We start from the raw sequence: 24,372 nt of genomic DNA, 5'->3' as shown, positions 1-24,372 counted from the left end.
TCCAATCCGCGCGCCCCGACCCGCGCATGTTACAGCAGCGTTACCGCGCCGTGGCGCCGCCGCGGCGCCCCCAGGCGCCGACATTGCTACACTCGCCGCCCATGCCGGACACGCGCCCCATGCCGAACCAGCCGCCGCACGGCGGATCACACGCGAACAGGCGCCGGGAATGCTGATCGAGCTCGTCCTCGTCATCGTGCTGGCGCTGTGCAATGGTTTCTTCGCACTCAGCGAAATGGCGCTGATGACCGCGCGCCGCAGCCGCATCAAGCAACTGGCCCGCGAAAGCCGGCGCGCGCAGGCAGCGCTCGACCTCATGCAGCAACCGGAAGGCTTCCTCGCGACCGTGCAGGTCTTCATCACCCTGCTGCAGATCAGCGCGGGCGCTGCGCTCGGCGCCGACATCGGCGACCGCATCGGCATCGCGCTCGACGCGTTCGACCTGCCCTGGCTCGACCGCTACAGCATGGCGATCGGCGTGTCGCTCAGCGTCGCCGGCATCACGTTCCTCAACATGCTCCTCGGCGAACTCGCGCCCAAGCGCATTGCGCTGGTCGACCCGGAAAAATTCGCGGTCGCGGTCGCGCTGCCGATGCGTCTGATGACCTGGCTCGCCGCGCCGTTCGCGTTCGTGCTGATCGCACTGACGCGCGCCCTGCTGCATCTGCTGCGCATGGACCGGGGCAGCCGCGGCCATGTCAGCGAGGAGGAAATACGCCTGCTCGTCGCCGAAGGCGCCGACCAGGGCGTCATCGATTCGGACGAACGCAACATGGTCAATCGCGTGTTGCGCCTCGGCGATCGCAGCGTGGACAGCGTGATGACGCCGCGCACGCGCATCGCCTGGCTCGACGCCGCCGCGCCGCTCGCGGACAACATCGAGGTCATGCGCGAGACGCCGTATTCGCGGTACCCGGTGTTCCGCGGCGACCAGCAGGAAATCCTCGGCGTGCTCGAGGTGAAGCGCGTGATCGGGCGTATGGTCGCCGACCGGCCAACCAACCTGTTCGCGACGCTTGGCGAGCCGCTCTACGTTCCCGGCACTGCGCGCGCGCTCGACTTGCTGGAAGAATTCCGTGACGCGGATGCGCCGCTTGCGCTGGTCGTGGACGAGTACGGCGACATCGAAGGACTGGTCACGCTGAATGACCTGCTCGCCGCGGTGGTCGGCACCAGCGCGGCGGTGCTCGCCGAGACGCGTGAACACCCGATCGTGCAGCGCGAAGATGGCAGCTGGCTGGTCGATGGCAGCGTCGGCACCGACGATTTGCGTGAACTCCTCGCGTTGACCCAGCTGCCGAACGAGGATGACCACGATTTCCGCACGGCCGCCGGCATGGTGATGGCGCATTTCGGGCGCATCCCGCAGCCGGGCGAGCACTTCCGCTGGAACGGCTTCCGCTTCGAGGTGGTCGATCTCGATGGCGCGCGCATCGACAAGTTGCTGATAGCGCGGGTGGAAGGGCCGAGTGCTGAGGGCTGAGGGCTGGCTCCAGCGTGCCGCAGCCTGCGACGTGCAACCAAGAGCCAAAGCGGCGCTTCGAAGCCATCAGCCCCCAGCCTTCGCTTTCGCGATCTCCGCCATGCGTGTGGCATCGGCAAGGATGCCATGCAGCACGCGCAGCTCGCGCGGATCCGGTGATGCGCGCAGGAACAGGCGACGCAGGCGCCACAGGATGCGATCCGGCGAACGTCCCTTGTGGAACTCGATTGCGTCGAGCGTGCGCGCGAGGTGGGCGAAGAACTGGTCCATCTGGGCCGAACTCGGCCGCTCGCCACTCGCCGTTTCGGCATCGGCGTCGAATTCGATGCCGGCCAGCCAAGCCATGCGCAACTCCCACGCAACGACCTGCACCGCCTGCGACAGGTTCAACGAAGAATAGGTCGGATCGGCGGGAATCGTTATCGCCCCGTGGCAATACTTGATTTCATCGTTGTCGAGGCCAGAGCGCTCGTTGCCGAACAACAACGCGACTTCCTGCCCCGCCGAAGCGGCGTCGAGCACGCGTCGCGCCGCGCTGCGCGGGTCGAATTCCTCGATCACGACGCCGCGTCGGCGCGCCGTCGCGCCGAGCACCAGGCGGCAATCGGCGATCGCGTCCGGCAGCTCCGACACGACCTGGGCGCCGTCCAGCACATCGGTCGCCCCCGCGGCAAGCGAGGTCGCCTCCGCGTGCGGAAACGCCTGCGGCGCGACCAACGAGAAACGCCGCAAGCCCATCGTGCGGATTGCTCGGGCAGCCGAGCCGATGTTGCCGGGATGCGCGGTTCGCACAAGCACGAAACGGATGCGGTCGAGCGGTGATCCCATCAATCTGCTAACCTCGCGCGCCAGCGCGGTCGACCGCGCCTCGTTCTTTCCAACTCCGTCCAGCGGAACCAGCCATGCCCAGACCCGCCGTCAACGTGGCGGTGCGCGCCGCGCGCGCCGCCGGCCAGATCATCCTGCGTTACATGAACCGCCTGGACAGCCTCGAGGTCATCGAGAAGCAGCGCCACGACTACGTTTCGGAAGTCGACAAGATGGCCGAGGCGGAAATCATACGCGAACTCAAACGCGCCTATCCGCGTGATGCGATCCTCGCGGAGGAATCCGGGCAGATCGGCAAGTCGCGCAACGTCTGGGCGATCGATCCGCTCGACGGCACCCACAACTACCTGCGCGGATTCCCGCATTTCTGCGTGTCGATCGCCTTGCTGGAAGGCGGCGAGCCGGTGATCGGCGTCGTCTACGACCCGCTGCGCGACGAGCTGTTCACCGCCAGCAAGGGCGACGGCGCCTATCTCAACGATCGCCGCATCCGCGTCGGCAAACGCGAGAACCTCGGCGGCGCCCTGCTCGTGACCGGCTTTCCGTATCGCCAGCGGCGCCATCTGGATGCGCAGCTCGGCATGACGCGCGCGCTGCTTGGCGAGGCGGAGGACATCCGTCGCACAGGATCGGCCGCGCTGGATCTCGCCTACGTCGCCGCGGGACGCGTCGATGGCTATTTCGAGATCGGCCTGTACACCTGGGACATGGCGGCCGGCTGCCTGCTGGTGCGCGAAGCGGGCGGGCGCTACTGCGACTTCACCGGTCGAGACGGCATCCCGGAGACCGGCAACCTCGTCGCCGGCAACGTGCACGTCGCCAACGCGATGGTTAAGACGATGGCACCCGAAGTGACGCCGGTGCTGGCGCGCTGAATCAGCGACACAGAGCCGAGCTTGCTGGCTGATGTCGCGCCGAACGCGCAGGGGCGCCGACCCCTGCATGCCATCGGAGTCTGCTCCTGCATTTTCGATATCCAGTCCATCCATGGACATCAAGCCGAAAACTGCTCCTGCATTTCGACCCACAGGGATGTGGGAAGTGTTCTTGGCGCCCGGAGTGCCGGAGAACGCGACATTCAGTCCATCCATGGACATCAAGAAAAAGCCCGGCGTGAGCCGGGCTTTTTCGTTACGCGTGAAGCGAACCCTTGTTACGGGTTCTCGACCTTAAGCTCGGTGCGGCGGTTGCGCGCACGGCCTTCCTTGGTCGAATTGGTGTCGATCGGCGCGCTCTCACCGAAGCCCTTGACCGCGGTGATGCGGCCGGCGTCGATGCCGTGCCCCGTCAGGTAGTCGGCCACGATCTGCGCACGACGCTCGGACAGGCCCTGGTTGTACTGGTCCGTACCCACCGAATCGGTGTGGCCGTCGAGTTCAACCTTGATGTCCGGGTAACGCTTCAGCGCGTCGACCGCCTGGTCGAGGATCGCGATGGAGTCGGACGTCGGGACCGCGAGGGTCGGGTCGATATTGTGCTCACCCTTCTTCGGACGGTCGAACTTGAAGTTCACGCCGCGCAGGTCGATGACGACCTTCTGCGGGCAGCCATCCGGGCCGACGATCGTGCCGGCCGGCGTGTCGGCGCAGCGGTCGTCACAATTGTTGACGCCATCGTGGTCGTCGTCCATCGCGTGGCAGTCGGCCGCCGGCGGCGGGGTGGCCGGGGTAGCCGGCGCTGCAGCAGCGGCATGGCCGAAGCTGTAGACGAGGCCAACGCTGGCGATGCCGTCGACGTAGCCGCTCTCGCGGCTGATGTTGTAGCCGAGGTCATGGGACAGGTTGCCACGCGTGTTGTTGTCGTGGTCGTAACGCGCCGCGAGCTCGCCGCGGAGGGCCATGTTGTCGGACAGGTTGTACTGGATGCCGCCGCCGATCGTGGCCATCGGATCCCAGCCATTCTCGTGGTAGCCGATCGCGGCCAGGCGATAACCCGAGTAGGCCGCATGGCGCAGCACGCCGAGGCCGCCCATGATGTACGGACGCCACTGCGCGCCTTCGTCGCCGAAGAACCAGCGACCGCTTACGCCGAGGCCGACGCTTTCCCACTCATGGCCGCGACGCCAGGAGCTGTCGTCGAACTTCGCATTGTTGATCGTGTATTCGAAATCGACGGCAAGGTGCGGGTTGACCCACACGCCCACGCCGACGCCGCCCCACACCGAGGTGTCGGTTTCGCGGCTGCTGTCGGAGAAGTTCGCGCCGATGCGCGGGGCGATGTACCAGTTGCCGAAATCCTGGGCCTGCACGACGGTGCTACCGCCGACGAGCGCCAGGGCGATGAGCGCACTAAGGGCATTACGTTTCATTCTGGAGGACTCCTCTCTCGTTTTGGTTCAAACGCGTGCCCGCCCAAAGTCCGCAGGACGCTGACACTCCTACCCAAGTCTAGGTCAAAGACAAGACGAAGGAAACAAGCGCTTAACACTTTAGCATGGGCCGGGTGGCTGGGCGGCAGTTTAGCCAAGCATTCGACCCGCCGCCAACCCGTTTGTGAAGATGCTGTTAAGGCGCATTCAGCTGCGCCAGGTCCGTGGACACCGCCGGCTCACGCATCCATCGGCACGCGCACGGCCCCTTCCATGAGGACACGGGCACTGCGGCTCATGACCGCCTTGGTTGCGACCCACTGCCCTTGCACCTGCTTCACGTCCGCGCCCACACGCAAGGTACCGGAAGGGTGGCCAAACCGGACCACGTCACGGGTTACGCCGCCGGCCGCGAGGTTGACGAGGGTTCCCGGCACCGCCGCCGCGGTGGCGATTGCGACCGAGGCCGTGCCCATCATCGCGTGGTGCAGCTTGCCCATCGAGATCGCGCGTGCCAGCAGGTCGATGTCGGCCGCACGCACCGGCTTGCCGCTGGATGAAACGTAGTCCTTCGGCGGGGCCACGAACGCGACCTTGGGCGTCAATGGCCGCTTAGCCGCTTCTGCCACGTCCCCGATCAGGCCCATGCGGAGCGCCCCGGCGGCGCGGATAGCCTCCAGCCTCGCCAGTATGGCCTTGTCCTCGTTGATCGTCGCTTGCAGTTCGGTACCGTCATGGCCGAGCGCGGCGGCATCGACGAATACCATCGGCACGCCTGCGTTGATCAGCGTGGCCCTGAACATGCCGACACCGATCACGTGGAGGTCGTCGACGAGGTTGCCGGTCGGGAACATCGCACCGCCCTCCTCGCCCTCGTCGGCGGGATCGAGAAACTCCAGCGCGATCTCGGCCGCAGGGAACGTCACGCCATCCAGTTCGAAGTCGCCTGTTTCCTGCACCTCGCCGTTCGTCATCGGCACATGCGCGACGATGGTCTTGCCGATATTCGCCTGCCAGATGCGCACCGTGCACATGCCGTCGCGCGGGACACGCGATGGATCGACGAGTCCATTGCCGATCGCGAATGGTCCGACTGCAGACGACAGATTGCCGCAGTTGCCGCTCCAGTCGATGAAGTCGTCATCGATCGGCACCTGGCCGTACAGGTAATCGACGTCGTGATCCGGCACCGACGGAGGAGAAATGATCACGACCTTGCTGGTGCTCGATGTCGCGCCGCCCATGCCGTCGGTCTGCTTGCCGTAGGGATCCGGCGAGCCGATAACGCGCAGCAGCAGCGCATCGCGCGCCTTGCCCGGCACGCGCGCGGCTTCAGGGAGATCGTCGAGCTTGAAGAACACGCCCTTCGACGTGCCGCCGCGCATATAGGTCGCGGAGATGCAGACTTGTGGCTTGTGGCTCATGGGTGGACTCAAGCAGCCTTCGACGATTCGAGGAAATCCTGCGCGAAGCGCTGCAGCACGCCGCCGGCCTGGTAGATCTGCACGTCTTCGTCGGAGTCGAGGCGGCAGACGACGGGCACTTCGATGCGCTCGCCATCCTTGCGATGGAGGACCAGCGTCAACGACCCGCCGGGCGCGAGCGCGCCGAGGACATCGAAGGTTTCGCTGCCGTCGATGGCGAGCGTCGTGCGATTCGTGCCGGGCCGGAATTCCAGCGGCAGCACGCCCATGCCGACAAGATTCTGCCGGTGGATGCGCTCGAAGCCTTCGGCGACGATCGCTTCCACGCCGGCGAGCCGGACGCCCTTGGCGGCCCAGTCGCGCGAGCTGCCCTGGCCGTAGTCGGCGCCGGCGATGATGATGAGCGGCTGCTTGCGCTGCATGTAGGTCTCGATCGCCTCCCACATGCGCAGGACCTTGTCGTCGGGTTCGAGGCGCGTCAGCGAGCCCTTCTTCACCACTCCGTCGACGACGGCCATCTCGTTGACGAGCTGCGGATTGGCGAACGTCGCGCGCTGCGCGGTCAGGTGGTCGCCGCGATGTGTCGCGTAGGAATTGAAGTCCTCCTCGGGCAAGCCCATCTTCGACAGATACTCGCCGGCCGCGCTGGATGCGAGGATCGCGTTCGACGGCGACAGGTGATCGGTGGTGATGTTGTCGCCCAGCACGGCGAGCGGACGCATCCCGCGTAGCGTGCGTTCGCCGGCGAGTGCGCCCTCCCAGTACGGCGGGCGGCGGATGTAGGTACTCATCGGGCGCCAGTCGTACAACGGCGTGGCGCGCTCTCCGCTGTCGACGGCGAGCTTGAACATCGGTTCGTACACCTTGCGGAACTGTTCCGGCTTGACGCTCGACTTCACGATCGCGTCGATCTCGGCGTCACTTGGCCAGATGTCCTTGAGGCGGACTTCGTTGCCTTGCTTATCGATACCGAGCACGTCCTTCTCGATGTCGAAACGAACGGTGCCGGCGATCGCGTAGGCAATGACCAGGGGCGGCGAGGCGAGGAACGCCTGCTTCGCATACGGATGGATGCGGCCGTCGAAGTTGCGGTTGCCGGACAGCACCGCCGTTGCGTACAGGTCGCGCCCGATGATTTCCTGCTGGATCTTCGGGTCCAGCGCGCCGCTCATGCCGTTGCAGGTCGTGCAGGCAAAGCCGACGATGCCGAAGCCGAGCATTTCCAGTTCCGGCAACAAACCGGCTTCCTCCAGATACAACTGCACGGCTTTCGATCCGGGCGCGAGCGAGGTTTTAACCCAAGGCTTGCGCAGGAGCCCGCGCGCGTTCGCATTGCGCGCGATGAGGCCGGCAGCGATCACGTTGCGAGGGTTCGACGTGTTCGTGCAGCTGGTGATCGCGGCGATGATGACCGCGCCGTCGGGCATCAAGCCTTGCGCTTCCTCTCCCTTGCCAGAGGCGAGCTTGGCTTCGTCGGCGATGCCGCGCGCGGCGAGTTCGCCAACCGGCAGGCGCCGATGCGGATTGGACGGGCCGGCCATGTTGCGCACGACGCCCGACAGGTCGAAGTGCAGCGTGCGTTCGTACTGGGCGGACTTCAGCGCATCCGCCCACAGACCGGCCGTCTTCGCGTAGGTTTCGACCAGCGCGACCTGCTCGTCGCTGCGGCCGGTCAGGCGCAGGTAGTCGAGCGTGTTGTCGTCGATGAAGAACATGGCCGCGGTCGCTCCGTATTCCGGCGCCATGTTAGAGATCGTCGCGCGGTCGCCGACGGTCAGCGCGGCAGCGCCCTCGCCACGGAATTCGAGATACGCGCCGACGACTTTTTCCTTGCGCAGGAATTCGGTCAGCGCGAGCACGACGTCGGTCGCAGTGATGCCCGGTTGCGGCTTGCCCGCCAGTTCCACGCCGACGATATCCGGCAGGCGCATCCACGACGCGCGGCCGAGCATGACGTTCTCGGCCTCGAGCCCACCTACACCGACCGCGATCACGCCGAGCGCATCGACATGCGGCGTGTGGCTGTCGGTGCCGACGCACGTGTCGGGGAACGCGACGCCGCCTTGCACGTAGATCACCGGCGACATCTTCTCCAGATTGATCTGGTGCATGATGCCGTTGCCGGGCGGAATCACGTCGACGTTGCGGAATGCCTTCTTCGTCCAGTCGATGAAGTGGAAACGGTCCTCGTTGCGGCGATCCTCGATCGCGCGGTTCTTCGCGAATGCGTCGGGGTCGTAGCCACCGCATTCCACCGCGAGAGAATGGTCCACGATGAGCTGCACGGGCACGACCGGATTGACCGCGGCCGGATCGCCACCCTGCGCGGCGATTGCGTCGCGCAGGCCGGCGAGATCGACCAGCGCCGTCTGGCCGAGGATGTCGTGGCAGACGACACGCGCCGGGAACCACGGGAAATCGAGATCGCGACGGCGCTCGATCAGTTGCTCCAGGTAGTCCGTCAACATCGACGGTTCGGCGCGACGAACAAGATTCTCGGCATGTACGCGCGCCGTGTAGGGCAGCGTGTCCCACGCCCCAGGCTGGATGGCGTCGACGGCGGCGCGCGCATCGAACCAGTCGAGCCTGGTGCCGGGGAGCGGTTTGCGGAATTGGCTATTCATGGCGATTCGCTGGCTGGCGGTCCGGGAACTGGCGCGGGCACGCGCATGACGATGCGTGGCCGCAGCTTTCCGGAAACCTCTATTGTGCCAGATGGGATCAAAAGCCCGAGCGTTGCGGCCACGTCAGGTGACATCCCGCCATTTTGGAGCCGACCTTGCCCGGCTCAGGCCAGGAGCAGCGGAGCAAGCTCCGCCCTACAACGGCGGCCGCTCGTACGCGCCGATATCGATCGCCGCGCCGGCAATGCGCGGATTGCCGGCGAAATCGACGGCGCCAGCGAGACCGTTGCCGGGATCGCTTCCCGCATCGATCGCGGGCGAACCCGCAGCAACACGCATGTCGGGAGCAACGAGATCGAGGAACTGCGGATCCGCAAACGCCGAATGCGCGTCCTGTGAAGAACCGGCGCGATACGCGTCGAGGCTGCCGTACTCCGTACCGCGCCAGGTCCAGCTCGATCCTCCGCTGCCCGCGTCCGACCAGTAGAGGTTGTGGTCGAGCGTCGCCGGCGTCGCCGTGTCTCCGCTGAATGCGTAGACGAGCACGCCACCGGGACCGGCGTGAACGATGTTGTTTGCGAACACGTTGTCGGTCGCGTGGTACTGGATCTGGAATTCGCCCGTTCCGGTATTCGCCCCGTCGTTGCGCAGCAGCGTGTTGCCGATGATCGTCACGCGCGCGCTGCCGCCGACACCGGCGGCGTAGCCGCCGATCGAGATGCCGGCGGAATTGCCCGCGTAGACGAGGTTGTTGCGCACGATGACGTCGCTGCTGGCGCGGCCGGCATGCTCGCTCGCAACCTCGATGCCGAGATCGACATGGTGCACGCGGTTGCGCTCGATCACGATGCGCGTGCCGCCATCGACGTAGATGCCATCGGCGGCGTACTCGTTGCCGTAGGCGGGATTGCCATAGGAACTGATGTTGTAGATGGTGTTTCCGTCGATGACGCCATCGCGCGCCTGATCGTATGCCGGATCCGGCGCGACCCCCTCGAAACCGATCGCACCGATCGCGATGTTGTTGGTGTCGTGCAGGAGGTTGCCGCTGATCGTCCACTGCTCGACATTGCCGTCGAGCGAGAACGATTCACTGCAACCAAGCACGAGGTGGTCGATCTCGTTGCCGGCGATCACCAGTTGGTTGATGGACGCCGGCGCACGCGTGCCGTCGACCTTGAGGCCGAATGCGTTCGCGGCGCAACCGTTGGCGGTGGTGCGGATGTCGTGGATATGGTTATCCTGCAGGCGAATCTGCGTGCCCGCGCCGGTCACATACAGGCCGATCGGCACGCTCGCCGTGGAAGCGGTCGCATAGTTGCGCAGTTCAAGCCCGCGTACGATCACGTGACTGACGTCGGCGAGCGTGACGAGGCCATGCTGCCCGCCAGGGATCGGCAGGCCAGCGCCGTCGATCACCGCGGCATCGCCCGGAACGGACTGCAGCACGATCGGGCCTGCCGCATCCGAACCCGAACGCGTGACTGACACGAGTTCGTTGTAGACGCCGGCGCGCACGCAGACCGCGTCACCGGCGGCGACGTGATCGACTGCATGCTGGATCGTCGCCCACGGCGTCGCGGCGCTGCCATCCGCACTGTCGTCACCGCCCGGCCCGACATAGTAGGCGTGCACGGACGGTCGTTCGAAGCCGGAGCCGAACACGCTGTCGCCGGCACGCATGCAATCTGCCGCGCAAGCCGGCATCGAGCAGAGCAACGCAAGTCCGCAGAGGGCGCGCATGTTTCCATGCCTCGTTCGGGAGACGCGAACTATGCCCCATGCGTCGATGCGGTGAACGCGGACGCGGTCACGGCGGCGACTGCCGGCCCAGCGGTCGTCGGGCATTTCGACTTCGCGAAAACTCGCCGACTCGACGCGATGGAAGAACCTCCGCGCACTCGGTGCGAAGGGAGCGCCGTTTCGCCGGCGCCAACAGCCGCAGCAGCGTGCAGCGACACGTCGCTTGTCCCCGGAGCACATTCCGGGCATCTTCATACGGTCGTTTGAATCATCAGGACTGCCCGTGCGCTACCCGTCCCTGTTCACTCCGCTCGACCTCGGCTTCGCGACCCTGCCGAACCGCGTGTTGATGGGCTCGATGCATACCGGGCTTGAGGACCACGCGCGCGACTTCGACAAGCTCGCCGCGTATTTCGCCGAACGCGCGCGCGGCGGCGTCGGGTTGATGGTTACCGGCGGTTTCGCGCCGAACATGCGCGGCTGGCTGACGCCGTTCGGCAGCCGCCTGTCGATGCCGTGGCAGGTCGCGCCGCACCGGAAGATCACCAGCGCAGTTCATGCCGAGGGCGGGCGCATCTGCCTGCAGATCCTGCATGCGGGCCGCTACGGCTACCAGCCGCTGTCGGTCGCGCCATCCCGGATCAAGTCGCCGATCACGCCGTTCACGCCGCGCGCGCTGTCGGCCGGCGGCGTCGAGCGAACGATCAACGACTTCGTCAACTGCGCGCGCAAGGCGCAGGACGCCGGCTACGACGGCGTGGAAGTGATGGGCTCGGAGGGTTACCTCATCAACCAGTTCCTGACCGAGCGCACCAACCAGCGCGAGGACGACTGGGGCGGCTCGCTCGAAAAGCGCCAGCGCTTCCCGGTCGAGATCGTGCGCCGCATGCGCGAGGCGGTCGGGCGCGAGTTCATCATCATCTATCGCCTGTCGATGCTCGATCTGGTCGAACGCGGCCAGGCCTGGGACGAGATCGTCACCCTTGCAAGGAAGATCGAAGGCGCCGGCGCGACCCTCATCAACACCGGCATCGGCTGGCACGAGGCGCGCATTCCGACGATCGTGACCAGCGTGCCGCGAGCGGGTTTTGCCTGGGTCACGCGGCGCATGAAACAGGAAATCGGGATTCCGCTGGTGACGACCAACCGCATCAACATGCCCGAAGTCGCCGAGCGCATCCTCCGCGACGGCGACGCCGACATGGTGTCGATGGCGCGCCCGCTGCTGGCCGACCCGGACTGGGTGCGCAAGGCACGCGAGGATCGCAGCGCCGACATCAACACCTGCATCGCCTGCAACCAGGCCTGTCTCGACCATGTGTTCGAGAACCGGCGCGCAAGCTGCCTCGTCAATCCGCGCGCTTGCCATGAAACCGAACTCGTCATCGCCCCGGCCGCGGTGAAGAAGCGCATCGCGGTCGTCGGCGCCGGGCCGGCCGGACTTGCCTGCGCGACGACGCTGGCCGAGCGCGGACACGCGGTCACGCTGTTCGAACAATCGAACGGGATCGGCGGCCAGTTCAACATGGCCAAGCGCGTTCCCGGCAAGGAGGAGTTCCACGAAACCCTGCGCTACTACGGCCGCCGCATCGAGCAGACCGGCGTGCAGTTGCGCCTCGGCACGCGCGCGACGCCGGCGCTGCTGTGCGGGTTCGACGACGTCGTGATTGCGACCGGCGTGACTCCGCGTGCGGCCTCGATTCCCGGCAGCGAACGACCCAATGTCGTCAGCTATCTCGACGTGCTGCTGAACGGCGCGCAGGTCGGCGCGAAGGTCGCGATCATCGGTGCTGGCGGCATCGGTTTCGATGTTGCCGAATTCCTGGTCGAACCGGCGCCGTCGCCAAGCACGGACGTTGCCCGCTGGACCCGAGAATGGGGCATCGACACGACGCTCGCCGCGCGCGCCGGCCTGGTGAAACCCGCGCCGGAAGCGCCTGCACGCCAGGTCTGGTTGCTGCAACGCACGCCGGGCAGGCCCGGCAAGCGCCTAAACAAAACCAGTGGCTGGGTCCATCGCGCAACGCTCGCCGCAAAACGCGTGACGATGCTAGGTGGAGTCACCTACGAACGCATCGACGACGAAGGCCTGCACATACGCATCGGTGATGACATGCAGGTGCTGCCGGTGGATACCGTCGTGGTCTGCGCCGGCCAGGAGCCGAACCGCGCACTGCACGCCGAAGTCGTCGCGTCTGGCGTGACGGCTCATCTGATCGGTGGCGCCGACGTCGCGGCCGAACTCGACGCGAAGCGAGCGATCGACCAGGGCACGCGGCTGGCGGCGATGCTGTAGCGGCCGTATCCCTGCGCCTGGTTTGCAGCGACAACGAAGTCTGCGCACGCCACGCCATCATCCACCCTCGAGGAAGGCCAATGCGTCCATTGCGCACAGTCCTGTTCTCCTCCGCGCTCGCGCTGTGCGGCTGCACCTCTTCGCCTGCGCGGCAGCACGAGGATGCGGGTCCGGCGTACTTCCGCACCACGCCGGTGCGACCGGTGCCAGAGCTGCTGCCGATCGCGCTCGCCGCGACGCCGCCGATCGAATCCGGCGAGTTCAAGCCGAGCGACCTCACCGAGCTGGTCCGGCTCGATCCGGGCATCCGGCTCGACATCCGCTATGCGACCGCCCACAACTTCCTCGGCACGCCGCTGTACAGCCAGGCGCGCGCGTTCCTGCAGCGTCCTGCGGCCGAGGCGCTCGTGCGCGTGCAGCGCGCACTCGCCGCTGCCGGTTATGGACTGCTGGTACATGACGCCTATCGGCCGTGGTACGTGACGCGCCTGTTCTGGGACGCGACGCCTGTCGACAAGCACGCCTATGTCGCCGATCCCGCCAAAGGTTCGCGGCACAACCGCGGTTGTGCCGTAGATCTGACCCTGTACGAATTGCACAGCGGGCGCGCCGTCGAGATGCCAAGCCTGTACGACGAGATGTCCGAACGGGCCTGGCCGACCTACAGCGGCGGAGATCCGGCGGCGCTCGCACGCCGCGACCTGCTGCGCCGGCACATGGAAGCGGAGGGTTTCAGCGTGTTCGAAACCGAATGGTGGCATTTCGACTATCGCGACTGGCGCTCGTATGCGATCCAGAATGTGCGCTTCGAATCCATCCACTGACGCGCCTGCGCGAACGCACTGTTTCCGCGCAGTCGCCCATTGCGCCTTGCATCGCGCGCGCGCGGCCACCAGCATGAGGGATCCGGCCACCCGAATGGAGTTCCCATGAAGCTGTACTACTCGCCCAACACCTGCGCCAGCGCCGACCACATCGTGCTGGAATGGATCGGCAAGCCGTACGAGACGCAACGGCTGAGCCGCGAGGAGCGCGCGATGCCGGCCTTCAGGGCGATCAATCCCGCCGGCGCCGTACCGGTGCTCGAGGTCGACGGCTGGGTGCTGACCCAGAACGCGGCGATCCTCAACTACCTGGCCGACACCTTTCCCGAAGCGAAGCTGGGAGGCGACGGCACGCCGAAGGGGCGTGCGGAGGTGAACCGCTGGCTCGCGTTCGTGAACTCCGATGTGCATCCGGCGTTCAAGCCACTGTTCGGCGCAACCGCCTATCTCGCGGATGCGACGATGATCGAGAAGACCAAGGAAAACGCGAAGACTTCACTGCGCGCACTGTTCGCGCGCGCCGATGCGCAGCTCGCGGACAATGACTGGATCGCCGGGATGCGCTCGATAGCGGATCCTTACCTGTTCGTGACCCTGCGCTGGGCCAAGGGTCAGCAGGTCGATCTGTCCGGACTCGACCATCTCGCGACGTTCATGGACCGCATGGAGGCCGATCCCGCGGTGCAGAAGGTGTTGCAGGAAGAATCGTACTGAGCTCGAAGTCAGCGGAGCGAGCTGCGCACGAGGCGTTCCCACTCCCGGGCGAATTCGACGTTGCGCGCCTTCGCGATCGCTGCGGCCACGTCCGGGAGCAGCGCGAGGAGTTCGTCTTCGTTCGAAGCGCGTTCGATCTTGAGCTGCGTCATGAACCCGCGCAGGCCGAGATACTCGCGCACGCCTTCGGACATCAGGCCGCTCAGCGTCATGTAGCGCAGCGCGGCCTCGGACGGCCCCGATACGCCCTCGGCAATGCTCGCCGATTCAGGTCCGGTCGGCTCGTTCGCTGCGGTGGTAATCAGACCCAGTTCGACGAGCCTGTCGATCGCGTCCGATGGGGCATGCAACGTGGCTGCCACGTGGCGAAGCTGGCTCATGTCGCGCTGCCCGTCGACGAGCAGCAACAGCGAGCGGAGCGGCGATGCAAGCTTGTTCTGGCGTGTACTGATTTCAGCACGCCCGCTGGCGGTCTTGCGGTACATCTGAGTGATTGGCACCTTGTTACCCCGATCGGTGAAGTATCAGTTTCGCGACGCGCATCCGCGCGTCAAGTATTCATCGAGCCAGTGCCATTGCAGGAAGAACCACGTTTTCGGTCCCGCAAGTCCCAAGTGTGTTCGTCAGGCGCGCGCTGTCAATACCGGCGGTCAGCTGGCGAGGGCTACGCGGATGCCGCGCTCCCACTGCCGCGCACAATCGAAACCGCGTGCCTTGGCGACCGCCTCACCCACGTCGGGAAGCAGGGCTTCGAGTTCGGTCATGTCGGCGCAACGCTCGATCTTGATCTGCATGAAGAATCCGAGCAGGCCGAGATGCTCATGCACGGCCGCGGTCATCAGGCTGCTGACGGTGCGAAATCGCTGCGAAATCACTGACGAAGGCCGCGCGGCCGCCGCCTCGGAGAGCGCGTGGACGTTGCGGATCAGTCCCAGCGCGGCCAGCTGTTCAAGCGCATCCGCTGGCGCATGCAGATCCGCGGCCATCCTGCGCAGTGTCGCCGCATCACGCGAACCATCGACGAGCAGCAGGATCGATCGCAGCAATCGTGACAATTTGTGGGCGCGCGTCTGGATCTCGGCGCGCCCGGCCTCGGTCTTCGAATAGAGGCACTCTTCCCGTCCACCCAGCATTCCGTCGTCGGCCATCGCAGTTCTCCTGACGCCTGTCCTGCGAAAGATGATGCAAACGGGATGCCAAAGGGCGGAACGCCGGGAAAATCGCCCGCCAGCGTGCGCAGGCGGATGATTTGGCCCGCAACATTGACATCCCACGGAGGCTGGAACGGGCAAGGAACGCACATTCCGGACAAGCCGGCTACCCGCGCTGGTCGATCGCCACGAAGCGCAAATCCTCGGGGCCGATGTAGTTCGCGCTCGGCCGGATGATCTTGCCGTCGATGCGCTGCTCGATCACGTGCGCGCTCCAGCCCGAAGTGCGCGAAATCACGAACAGCGGCGTGAACATCGCGGTCGGCACGCCCAACATGTGGTAGCTGACTGCGCTGAACCAGTCGAGGTTCGGGAACATCTTCTTGATGTCCCACATGGTGGACTCGAGCCGCTCGGCGATGTCGAACATCTTCATGTTGTTCTGCTCCGCCGACAGCTCGCGCGCGACTTCCTTGATGACCTTGTTGCGCGGATCGCTGACCGTGTAGACCGGATGGCCAAAACCGATCACGACTTCCTTGCGCTCGACGCGCGCGCGAATGTCCGCCTCGGCTTCGTCCGGCGAGTCGTAGCGCTTCTGGATCTCGAACGCGACTTCGTTGGCGCCACCGTGCTTGGGACCGCGCAGCGCGCCGATCGCGCCGGCGATCGCCGAGTACATGTCGCTGCCGGTGCCGGCGACCACTCGCGCCGTGAAGGTCGAGGCATTGAACTCGTGCTCGGCGTAGAGGATCAGCGAGGTGTGCATCGCGCGCACCCACGAATCGCGCGGTTTTTCACCGTGCAGCAGGTGCAGGAAATGGCCGCCGATCGAGTCGTCGTCGGTTTCCACCTCGATGCGCTTGCCATTCACCGCGTAGTGGTACCAGTACAGCAGGATGCTGCCGAGCGAAGCCATCAGGCGGTCGGCGATGTCGCGCGCACCGGGATGGTTGTGGTCGTCCTTCTCCGGCAGCGCGCAGCCGAGCGCGGACACCGCCGTGCGCATGACGTCCATCGGGTGCGCCGACGCGGGAAGCTGTTCCAGCACTGCCTTGACCGACGCCGGAATGCCGCGCAACGCCCTCAGCTTCGCCTTGTAGCCGGCGAGCTCGGCGCGATTGGGCAACTTGCCGTGCACGAGCAGATGGGCGATCTCCTCGAACTCGCAGGTCGTCGCAACATCGAGGATGTCGTAGCCACGGTAGTGCAGGTCGTTGCCACTGCGACCGACCGTGCACAGCGCCGTGTTGCCGGCAGCGACGCCGGACAGGGCGACGGACTTCTTGGGTTTGAACGGCGTGGCGGTGTCGGTCATGGTGTTCCCTCGGTCATGTTCGTTGTTCGGGCGCGGCCGCGCATCAATCGGCAAAGGCTTCGGTCGGCGGCACCGCCGCACAGGTGTCGACGGGTGTCCGCATCGCTCGCGCATCGTCGTCGACGTACAGCCAGCACTCCTCCAGGGTCGAGCAATAGCAGATCTCGACGGCGGCGCGGTGCGCTTGGGCCTTGCGATACTGGCGGTACGAATCGGCGCCGTCGAACACCAGCATCGGCACCACTTCGCCGCCGCTGAGGACGTTTTCGCTGATCGTCGATGTGCGCAGCGCGAAGCGCTCGACACCGAGCGCCGTGACCACCTCGCGCCAGGTGTGCTGCGGCTTGCCATCGATGCGAACCTGCATGCTCTTGACGATCGCCGGACCGACCCCCTTGTTGAGCAGCTTGATGGACGATTCGGAGTCGTAGTTGGCCAGCATCAGATACGGCCACACCTGCGCGCGTACCTGGGTGCGCTGCAGGTAGGCGGTGTACCCCGACACGACCAGCGCGAGCACGCCGATCAGCGCGGCAATCACTGCGGCGAGCGCGTCCCAATGGCGCGCGCGCGTCTCGTTGCCCGGCGACCCATCGCTCATCGTTACTCGTCCGAGCGAGCGCCGGCGAACAGCGCGTCGAGCTTCTGCTCGTAGGCGTGATAGCCAAGGAAGTCGTACAGCTCAGCGCGGGTCTGCATCGTCGGCACGACCGCCTTTTGAGTGCCGTCGCGGCGCACGGTTTCGTAGAAGCCCAGCGCCGCCTTGTTCATTGCCCGATAGGCGCCGCAGCAATACAGCGCGATATCGACGCCCGCATCGCGCAATTCACCGGTCGTGAAGAACGGCGTCGAGCCGAATTCGGTCAGGTTGGCGAGGATCGGCACCTTCACCGCCTGCTTGAAGCGGCGGTAGTCGTCGAGCGTGTTCATCGCCTCCGGGAAGATCATGTCGGCACCGGCCTCGACGTAGGCGACCGCTCGCTCGATCGCGGCATCGATCCCTTCGACCGCCGCTGCGTCGGTGCGCGCCATGATCACGAACGACGCATCGGTGCGCGCATCGACGGCCGCCTTGACGCGATCGACCATCTCGCCCTCCGCCACCACTTCCTTGCCGGGACGGTGGCCACATCGCTTCTGGCCGACCTGGTCCTCCATGTGCACCGCCGCGACACCGACGTTGATGAAGGAGCGGATCGTGCGCGCGATGTTGAACGCGCCGCCCCAGCCGGTGTCGATGTCGACCAGCAGCGGCATGCGGGTCGCGTCGACGATGCGGCGCGCATCGGTCAGCACGTCTTCCATCGTGCTGATGCCGAGATCGGGGACACCGAGGGAGTTCGCCGCCACGCCACCGCCGGACAGGTACAACGCGCGATAGCCGACGTGCTTCGCCATCAATCCGGCATAGGCGGTGATCGCGCCGACGACCTGCAGGGGGCGCTCTTCGGCGACAGCGGCGCGGAAGGCGGCGCCGGCGGACGGATGGCTCATGCGTGGCTCCGGAATCGGGCGGTAGCCGCACATTTTAACCCAGACGAGGTGGGCCGGACCGCTCCTACCGGGTCAGCATCGCCTGCGGCACGGGCATCCAGTGGTCAAGCGGCGCCGGCCGGCCGAGCAGGTAGCCTTGGCCGAATTCGCAGCCCATCCGGATCAGCGCGTTGCGCTGCGCGACGGTCTCGATGCCTTCGGCGATGACCTGGATCCCCAGCGCACGTGCGAGGGCCAGGATCGCGACGACGACCGTCGTGGTCGCCGGCGTGCCTTCGTCGAGCGCGTGCACGAATGAACGATCGATCTTCAGCATGCGTAATGGCAAGGAATGCAGGTAGCTGAGCGACGAATAGCCGGTGCCGAAGTCGTCCAGCGCCGCACCGATGCCGATTCCGCGCAGGCGTTCCAGCGTCGCGCGAACGCGCTCGGGATCGTCCAGCAACGAACCTTCGGTGACTTCGATGACGAGCCGGGCCGGATCGAGGCCGGTGCGTTCGAGCAGGCGCACCAGGCGCCGATCGAAGTCGGCATGCTGCAGGTGCAGGGCCGAGACGTTGATGGTCAGGAACGCAGATTGCGCAGGCACGCGCTGGATCGCGCTGCACGCCGTCTCGAACACGCGCCAGTCGATCGCCTCGATCTGGCCGCTGTCCTGTGCGACACGCAGGAATGCAACCGGCGGGAGCACGCCCTCGCGTGGATGGTTCCAGCGCAGCAACGCCTCGTACCCGATCACTTCCCCGCTTTGGAGGTGGCAGAACGGTTGGAAATAGGGGTCGAACTCGCCCTTGCGCAGGCCGGCGCGCAGTTCACCCTCGATCGCCAGCACATCGATTGCATTCTTCGCGAGGGATTCGTCGAACAGCATGAAACGCTTGCGACCGAGTTCCTTCGCCCGGTACAGCGCGAGGTCCGCATCGCGCAGCAGTTCGTCCGCTGCGACATAGTTGCCATCACCGATCGCGACGCCGATGCTGACCGACGGATCGATTTCGCTGCCGGCCAGCTGCAACGGCATGCCGAGCGTGTCGAGTACGCGCCGCGCGACTTCGCGCGCCGCGTCCGGATGCCCGATGTCTTCGATCAGGATCGCGAACTCATCGCCGGAGAGGCGCGCGACCATGTCGGGTTCGCGCACGCACTTGAGCAGGCGGCTCGCCACCGCCTTGAGCATATCGTCCCCGGCAAGATGCCCGAGGCTGTCGTTGACCACCTTGAAGCGGTCGACGTCCAGATAGAGCAGCGCGCAGCGTCGCTGTGGATCGTGCCGCAGCTGCGCCAGCACGCGGTCGAGCCGCTCACGCAGGAAACCGCGATTCGGCAGGCCCGTCAGCGCATCGTGCATGAGCTGGTGCCGGAGCTGTTGCTGCGCGCGTTCGCGCTGCAGGACCTCCTCCCGCAGCTCATGGGTCCGTTCCGCGACACGCTGCTCGAGCTCGGTGTTCGCGCGCTGCAGCGACACCGCCGATCGCCGCCGGTGGATGCTGTTGGCGATCTGCAGCGCCGCGAAGCTGAGCAGTTCCTGGTCGGGCGGACCGTACGAGACCGACTCGGTGTAACTCTGCACGACGACGACGCCGATCGGCTGGTCGTCCACCCGCAACGGCACCCCGAGCCAGCACCTTGCGGGACGTCCGATGCGCGCCGGGTCGACCTCGCCGTCGCGCGCCAGTTCGTCGATGCGCTCGTTGTCGCCGAGCAGGGGAACGCCCGTGCGCAACACGTACTCGCTCAGGCCGCGGCCGACCTCGCGCGATGCGGTGCGCCGTGCGCCGGCATCGACGTAGTACGGGAAGGACAGGATGCGCCGGTCATCGGAAAGCAGCGCGATGAAGAAATTCTCGGCATTGAGCAGCTCGCCGACCACCGCATGCAGGCGTTCGTAGAACTCGTTCTCGTCGATATCGGCGGTCGCCAGCTGGGCGATGTGGAAGAGCGCCGCCTGCAGGCGCTCCGCGCGCTGGCGCTCCAGCACTTCCAGTTGCAGGCCGCGGTTCGCATCGGCCAGTTCGAGCGTGCGCAGGCGCACTTCCTGTTCGAGGTCCTCCTGGTTCCGCTTGCGCTCGAGCGCGGTCAGGATGTGGGTGCCGACGAACTCGAGCAGCGCACGGTCTTCGCCTGTGAAGCCGAAACCTTCCAGGTAACTCTGCACGACCAGCGCACCGAGGACCTTGCCGTTGCGCAGCATCGGCACGCCGAGCCAGTCGACGCTGTCCGGTCCCACCGCGAGCAATGGCCCTTGGATTTGCTGCTTCAGATCGTCGATGCTGCCCATCAACGCCTTGCCGCCGGTGATCAGGTACCAGGTCAGCGTGCCGCGCAGGCCGTCCATCGGGATGTCGTCGGACGGGTCCGGCACCTCGGTGTCTTCGGTGTCGGCAAAGTAGAGGAACCGCAGGCTGTCCAGCTCGGCGTCGTAGCGCACGATGAAGAAGTTCTCCGCGTACATCAGCGTGCTGACGATCGCGTGGATGCCACGCAGCAGTTCCGGCATGTCGCGGTCGGAACCGGCGAGATCGGAGATCGCGAACAACGCGCGCTGCAACGCTTCGGAGTGTTCGAGCTGCTTGTGCGACTGGTGCAGGTCGGCCAGCTGCAGCGCGCGGCGCACCTGCTGCCCCGCGAGTTTCATGCACGGCGCGAACGCATCCAGCGGCGGCACCAGCGCGCCGGCAGCGAACGTCAGCAGCAGGGCCGCGCGATCGTCGGCAAGACGGACGTCGACGTGCGTTGCGTCGCTGACGATGTCCCGTGCGCCGCGCATCAACGCGCCGACGCGACGCAACTCCTCCCTCGACGGCGTGCCGTGGTCCTGCGCGCCGAGTGCTTCAGGGGTGTCGTCGAGCCACATCACCATCCGCGCGCTGCAACCGAAATGGCGCTGCGCCAGGTCGACAACCGCCTGCGCCGTCTCGCGCGGCGTCGTCAGCTCGACCAGCCGGAGCAGGCACTCCAGCTGGAGCGAGTCGGCCGACGTCGCGGTGGTGGAACAGTGATCCATGCTTCCCCGGATTGCGTTGCCAGCGGTCCCTGCTCTACCCACGGTTGGCGGACGGCCGGCGCCAGTCCAGCGCGCGCGACCGCGGGTGTCAATAGCTGCGGGATGACAAGGTGTGTCGCCTGGCGATCGGAGACATCCGCCGGAGCGACTGGCGGCGGCAGCAGCGGCGCCCCGCCCCTGTGCGGCGCTTCAAATATCGCGTCGCTGTGGACACCGCCCCGGCATGGCGCCGGGGCAGCGACGCTTGATCAGCGCTTGGCGAACAGGTGTTCGACGCCCGCGCGCTCTTCGCGCAGCTCTTTATCGGTCGCGTCCATGCGCTCGCGCGAGAATGCGTTGATCTCCAGCCCCTGCACGATTGCGAACTTGCCGTCCCTGACCGTGACCGGATACCCGTAGATCACGCCGGGCTGGATGCCGTACGAACCGTCCGACGGAATGCCCATCGAAACCCAGTCGCCCTCGACCGTTCCGAGCGCCCAGTTGCGCATATGGTCGATTGCCGCGGAGGCCGCGGAGGCCGCCGACGACGCGCCACGCGCCTTGATGATCGCGGCGCCGCGCTGTTGCACGGTCGGGATGAACGTATCCTTGTACCAGGCTTGGTCGACCAGCCCGATCGCGGCCTTGCCCTGAACCGTCGAATGATGGATGTCCGGGTACTGCGTCGACGAATGGTTGCCCCATATCGTCATGCGCCGGATGTCGGTAGTGCGCGCGCCGGTCTTCTCGGCAAGCTGCGACAGCGCGCGGTTGTGGTCGAGGCGGACCATTGCGGTGAAGCAGTTGGGATCGAGGTCGGGCGCGTTCTGCTGCGCGATCAGCGCATTGGTGTTGGCCGGATTGCCGACCACCAGCACTTTCACGTTGCGCTTGGCATGCTCGTTCAGCGCCTTGCCCTGCGGGGCGAAGATCGCGCCGTTCGCCTCGAGCAGGTCCTTGCGCTCCATGCCCGGGCCGCGCGGACGCGCGCCGACCAGCAGCGCGTAGTCGACATCCTTGAATGCGACGTTGGCGTCGTCGGTCGCAACCACGCCTGCGAGGGTCGGGAAGGCGCAGTCGTTGAGTTCCATCACGACACCCTGCAGCGCGGGCAGCGCCGGGGTGATCTCGAGCAGGTGCAGGATCACCGGCTGGTCGGCGCCGAGCATGTCGCCGGCGGCGATGCGGAACAGCAGGGCGTAGCCGATCTGGCCGGCGGCACCGGTGACGGCAACACGGACGGGAGCTTTCATGTCAGAAGCCTCGGGAGTGGTGATTGGGGAATGGGGATAGGGGAATGGGAACCTGTTGCTTCTACGACTCCCGATTGCCGATTCCCAGCTGTCAGCTCAGCTCGGCGAAGAATTCGCGGAACCGCTTCAACCCTTCCGGCAGCTGCGCGGTCGGGCAGGTATAGGAAATACGCAGTGCGTTCGGTTCGCCGAACGCCGAGCCAGGCACGCAGGCGACGCCCTTGACCTCGAGCAGCGCATTGCACAGGTCGACGTCGTTGGCGATTGCGCGTTCGCCGTGACGCTTGCCGAACGCGCAGGAGACATCCGGAAACACGTAGAACGCACCCTGCGGTCGCGGGCAGACCACGCCCGCGATCGAGTTCATGGCGGCGAGCACCTGGTCGCGCTTGGCTTGGAATTCCGCGCACTTCTGAGTCGGAACGTCCTGCGGCCCGCCGAGCGCGGCAACCGCTGCCGCGGTGACGATCTCCGGGATGTTGGTGATGTGATTGGAGTTCAGCGTGACGAATGCCTGCGCCACTTGTTCCGGTGCGGCGATGAAGCCGACGCGCCAGCCCGGCATGCCGTAGGTCTTGGAAATCGAGTCGACATGGATCGTTCGCTCGCGCAGCTCCGGGCGCGCGTTGACGAAGTTGTGATAGCCCACGCCGTCGAACACCATGCGGTTGTAGATGTCGTCGCAGATGATCCAGACGTCCGGATGTTTGATCAATACGTCGGCGAGCGCGGCGATCTCGTCTTTCGTGTAGACCATGCCGGTCGGGTTGTTCGGATTGTTGAACAGGAACACCTTCACGCCTGGCAGCGCGGCATCAAGCTGCGCTGGCGTGAGCTTGTAGTTCTGGCTGGCCGGGCACGGCATCAGGCGCATCTTCGCGTCGACGATCTCGGCGATGTCGACATAGGTGGTCCAGTACGGCACCGCGAACGCGATCGTGTCGCCCGGATCGAGCAGCGCCTCGGCCAGGTTGTACAGCACATGCTTGGCGCCGATGCCGGTTGCAATGTTCTTGCGCGTGTAGCCGTTGAGGCCGCTGCCTTCCAGGTGATGAAGGAACGCGTCGAGCAACGAGTCCGCGCCGCGATTGGAACCGTACTGGCCGCTGTCCTTCGCCAGCGCGTCGCGCACGGCCGCATAGACGTGCTCGCCCGGCAGGAAGTTCGGCACGCCGATCGAGAAGCTCACGATGTCGCGGCCCGCGGCCTTGAGTTGCTTGGCCCTTTCGGCCACGGCCATGATCGCACTGGGCTTGGCGCGGCTCATGCGCGCGGCGAGAGTCAGCATGGAAGTTCCTCGCGGAAACAGGCGGTTCGGAGGCGGAAAATGGTATCACACGAAACTGTTTTGCGCGCCGCAACGATTCGTTGCGCAGCTGGCGCAAGGTAACCGGCGACGGGATCGGCGACCCGGACGCCGAGCCGGAGCGAGGCTCTGGCCGAAGCTACGGGCCGAGTGAGGCACAAGTGCCGTGCGCCGAGACCGAGCGAGCTGCTTTCGATTTGTCCGTTGCAGTCCACCAGTAACGGCGACCGCGGACTTGCGCTAGAGTTGCCGGGCCATCCACACCGCGCAACGGAGTTCTCCATGCACTACCTCTGGATGTTCCTCATCGGCCTGCTCGTCGGCGTCGTAGCGAAGTTCCTGATGCCGGGCAAGGATCCGGGCGGATTCATCATCACCGGCCTGCTCGGCGTCGCCGGCATGTTCCTTGGCGGATTCCTCGCCAGCCTGATTTTCGGGACGAACATGAGCGCGACGGGCTCGATCGAGCCATCCGGCTTCATCGGTGGCGTGATCGGCTCGCTGATCCTGCTCGCCGTTTACCGCATGTTCCGGCGCAACACCCAAGCCTGACGCCGGTTGGGCGAACAACAAAAAGGCCGCCCTTCGGGCGGCCTTTTGCATTGCAATGCGCGTGCCGC

19 protein-coding genes are annotated in these 24,372 nt (G+C 66.1%); 6 read left to right on the top strand and 13 right to left on the bottom strand.

Annotated features, from left to right (window positions below):
* The first annotated feature begins 169 nt into the window (after positions 1-169).
* Complete coding sequence (locus ACILRJ_RS08835) at positions 170-1,483, top strand: hemolysin family protein (protein ID WP_395682484.1); 1,314 nt, start codon at positions 170-172, stop codon at positions 1,481-1,483.
* 66 nt (positions 1,484-1,549) lie between these two features.
* Here ACILRJ_RS08835 and ACILRJ_RS08830 read toward each other — a convergent pair whose 3' ends face one another.
* Complete coding sequence (locus ACILRJ_RS08830; protein WP_395682482.1) at positions 1,550-2,311, bottom strand: RNA methyltransferase; 762 nt, start codon at positions 2,309-2,311, stop codon at positions 1,550-1,552.
* Positions 2,312-2,385: 74 nt separating this feature from the next.
* Between ACILRJ_RS08830 and ACILRJ_RS08825 the strand changes: the two genes are divergently transcribed.
* Entirely contained in the window at positions 2,386-3,186 is an 801-nt protein-coding gene (locus tag ACILRJ_RS08825; RefSeq protein WP_395682480.1) for an inositol monophosphatase family protein, read from the top strand.
* A 278-nt stretch (positions 3,187-3,464) separates the two neighbouring features.
* On the opposite strand, the gene ACILRJ_RS08820 is transcribed toward ACILRJ_RS08825, so the two are convergent.
* The 4 genes from ACILRJ_RS08820 to ACILRJ_RS08805 form a co-directional block, all read right to left on the bottom strand.
* On the bottom strand, positions 3,465-4,619 hold the full coding sequence (locus ACILRJ_RS08820) for an OmpA family protein (RefSeq protein ID WP_395682479.1): 1,155 nt from the start codon (positions 4,617-4,619) through the stop codon (positions 3,465-3,467).
* Between the two features lie 239 nt (positions 4,620-4,858).
* Complete coding sequence (gene prpF, locus ACILRJ_RS08815) at positions 4,859-6,043, bottom strand: 2-methylaconitate cis-trans isomerase PrpF (RefSeq protein ID WP_395682477.1); 1,185 nt, start codon at positions 6,041-6,043, stop codon at positions 4,859-4,861.
* Between the two features lie 8 nt (positions 6,044-6,051).
* Positions 6,052-8,667, bottom strand: a complete 2,616-nt coding sequence (acnD, locus tag ACILRJ_RS08810) for a Fe/S-dependent 2-methylisocitrate dehydratase AcnD (RefSeq protein ID WP_395682475.1) — start codon at positions 8,665-8,667, stop codon at positions 6,052-6,054.
* A gap of 195 nt (positions 8,668-8,862) precedes the next feature.
* Complete coding sequence (locus ACILRJ_RS08805; RefSeq protein ID WP_395682473.1) at positions 8,863-10,350, bottom strand: right-handed parallel beta-helix repeat-containing protein; 1,488 nt, start codon at positions 10,348-10,350, stop codon at positions 8,863-8,865.
* A 343-nt stretch (positions 10,351-10,693) separates the two neighbouring features.
* On the opposite strand from ACILRJ_RS08805, the gene ACILRJ_RS08800 reads away from it, so the two are divergent.
* The 3 genes from ACILRJ_RS08800 to ACILRJ_RS08790 all read left to right on the top strand — a co-directional run bounded on the left by ACILRJ_RS08800 (position 10,694) and on the right by ACILRJ_RS08790 (position 14,244).
* Positions 10,694-12,706 (top strand): FAD-dependent oxidoreductase, encoded by a 2,013-nt coding sequence (locus ACILRJ_RS08800; protein ID WP_395682471.1) that lies wholly within the window; start codon positions 10,694-10,696, stop codon positions 12,704-12,706.
* Positions 12,707-12,786: 80 nt separating this feature from the next.
* On the top strand, positions 12,787-13,530 hold the full coding sequence (locus ACILRJ_RS08795; protein WP_395682469.1) for a M15 family metallopeptidase: 744 nt from the start codon (positions 12,787-12,789) through the stop codon (positions 13,528-13,530).
* 105 nt (positions 13,531-13,635) lie between these two features.
* Positions 13,636-14,244 carry a glutathione S-transferase family protein gene (locus ACILRJ_RS08790; RefSeq protein WP_395682467.1) on the top strand — a complete coding sequence of 203 codons (609 nt, stop codon included), beginning with the start codon at positions 13,636-13,638 and terminating at the stop codon, positions 14,242-14,244.
* Between the two features lie 8 nt (positions 14,245-14,252).
* On the opposite strand, the gene ACILRJ_RS08785 is transcribed toward ACILRJ_RS08790, so the two are convergent.
* The 8 genes from ACILRJ_RS08785 to ACILRJ_RS08750 all read right to left on the bottom strand — a co-directional run bounded on the left by ACILRJ_RS08785 (position 14,253) and on the right by ACILRJ_RS08750 (position 23,734).
* On the bottom strand, positions 14,253-14,729 hold the full coding sequence (locus ACILRJ_RS08785; protein ID WP_395682465.1) for a hypothetical protein: 477 nt from the start codon (positions 14,727-14,729) through the stop codon (positions 14,253-14,255).
* Positions 14,730-14,894: 165 nt separating this feature from the next.
* The gene (locus ACILRJ_RS08780; RefSeq protein ID WP_395682463.1) at positions 14,895-15,392 is read right to left on the bottom strand and encodes a hypothetical protein; all 498 of its coding nucleotides are present in this window, start codon (positions 15,390-15,392) and stop codon (positions 14,895-14,897) included.
* 169 nt (positions 15,393-15,561) lie between these two features.
* Positions 15,562-16,713 (bottom strand): 2-methylcitrate synthase, encoded by a 1,152-nt coding sequence (gene prpC, locus ACILRJ_RS08775; protein WP_395682461.1) that lies wholly within the window; start codon positions 16,711-16,713, stop codon positions 15,562-15,564.
* Between the two features lie 43 nt (positions 16,714-16,756).
* On the bottom strand, positions 16,757-17,314 hold the full coding sequence (locus tag ACILRJ_RS08770; RefSeq protein ID WP_395682459.1) for a hypothetical protein: 558 nt from the start codon (positions 17,312-17,314) through the stop codon (positions 16,757-16,759).
* 2 nt (positions 17,315-17,316) lie between these two features.
* Positions 17,317-18,207: a methylisocitrate lyase gene (gene prpB / locus ACILRJ_RS08765; protein ID WP_395682457.1), complete on the bottom strand. Its 891-nt coding sequence runs from the start codon at positions 18,205-18,207 to the stop codon at positions 17,317-17,319.
* A 64-nt stretch (positions 18,208-18,271) separates the two neighbouring features.
* Positions 18,272-21,211 (bottom strand): EAL domain-containing protein, encoded by a 2,940-nt coding sequence (locus ACILRJ_RS08760; RefSeq protein ID WP_395682455.1) that lies wholly within the window; start codon positions 21,209-21,211, stop codon positions 18,272-18,274.
* 248 nt (positions 21,212-21,459) lie between these two features.
* Positions 21,460-22,446, bottom strand: a complete 987-nt coding sequence (locus ACILRJ_RS08755) for a malate dehydrogenase (RefSeq protein WP_395682453.1) — start codon at positions 22,444-22,446, stop codon at positions 21,460-21,462.
* Between the two features lie 91 nt (positions 22,447-22,537).
* A complete protein-coding gene (locus tag ACILRJ_RS08750) occupies positions 22,538-23,734 on the bottom strand; it encodes a pyridoxal phosphate-dependent aminotransferase (protein WP_395682451.1) in 1,197 nt (398 codons plus the stop codon).
* Positions 23,735-24,034: 300 nt separating this feature from the next.
* Between ACILRJ_RS08750 and ACILRJ_RS08745 the strand changes: the two genes are divergently transcribed.
* Positions 24,035-24,304, top strand: a complete 270-nt coding sequence (locus ACILRJ_RS08745) for a GlsB/YeaQ/YmgE family stress response membrane protein (RefSeq protein ID WP_395682449.1) — start codon at positions 24,035-24,037, stop codon at positions 24,302-24,304.
* Positions 24,305-24,372 lie beyond the last annotated feature (68 nt).

It is taken from the genome of Dokdonella sp. (genome assembly GCF_044227025.1).
Classification (GTDB): Bacteria; Pseudomonadota; Gammaproteobacteria; order Xanthomonadales; family Rhodanobacteraceae; genus Dokdonella_A.
The sequence above is the reverse complement of the archived record's forward strand: the minus strand, read 5'-3'. Positions and strand labels throughout refer to the sequence as shown.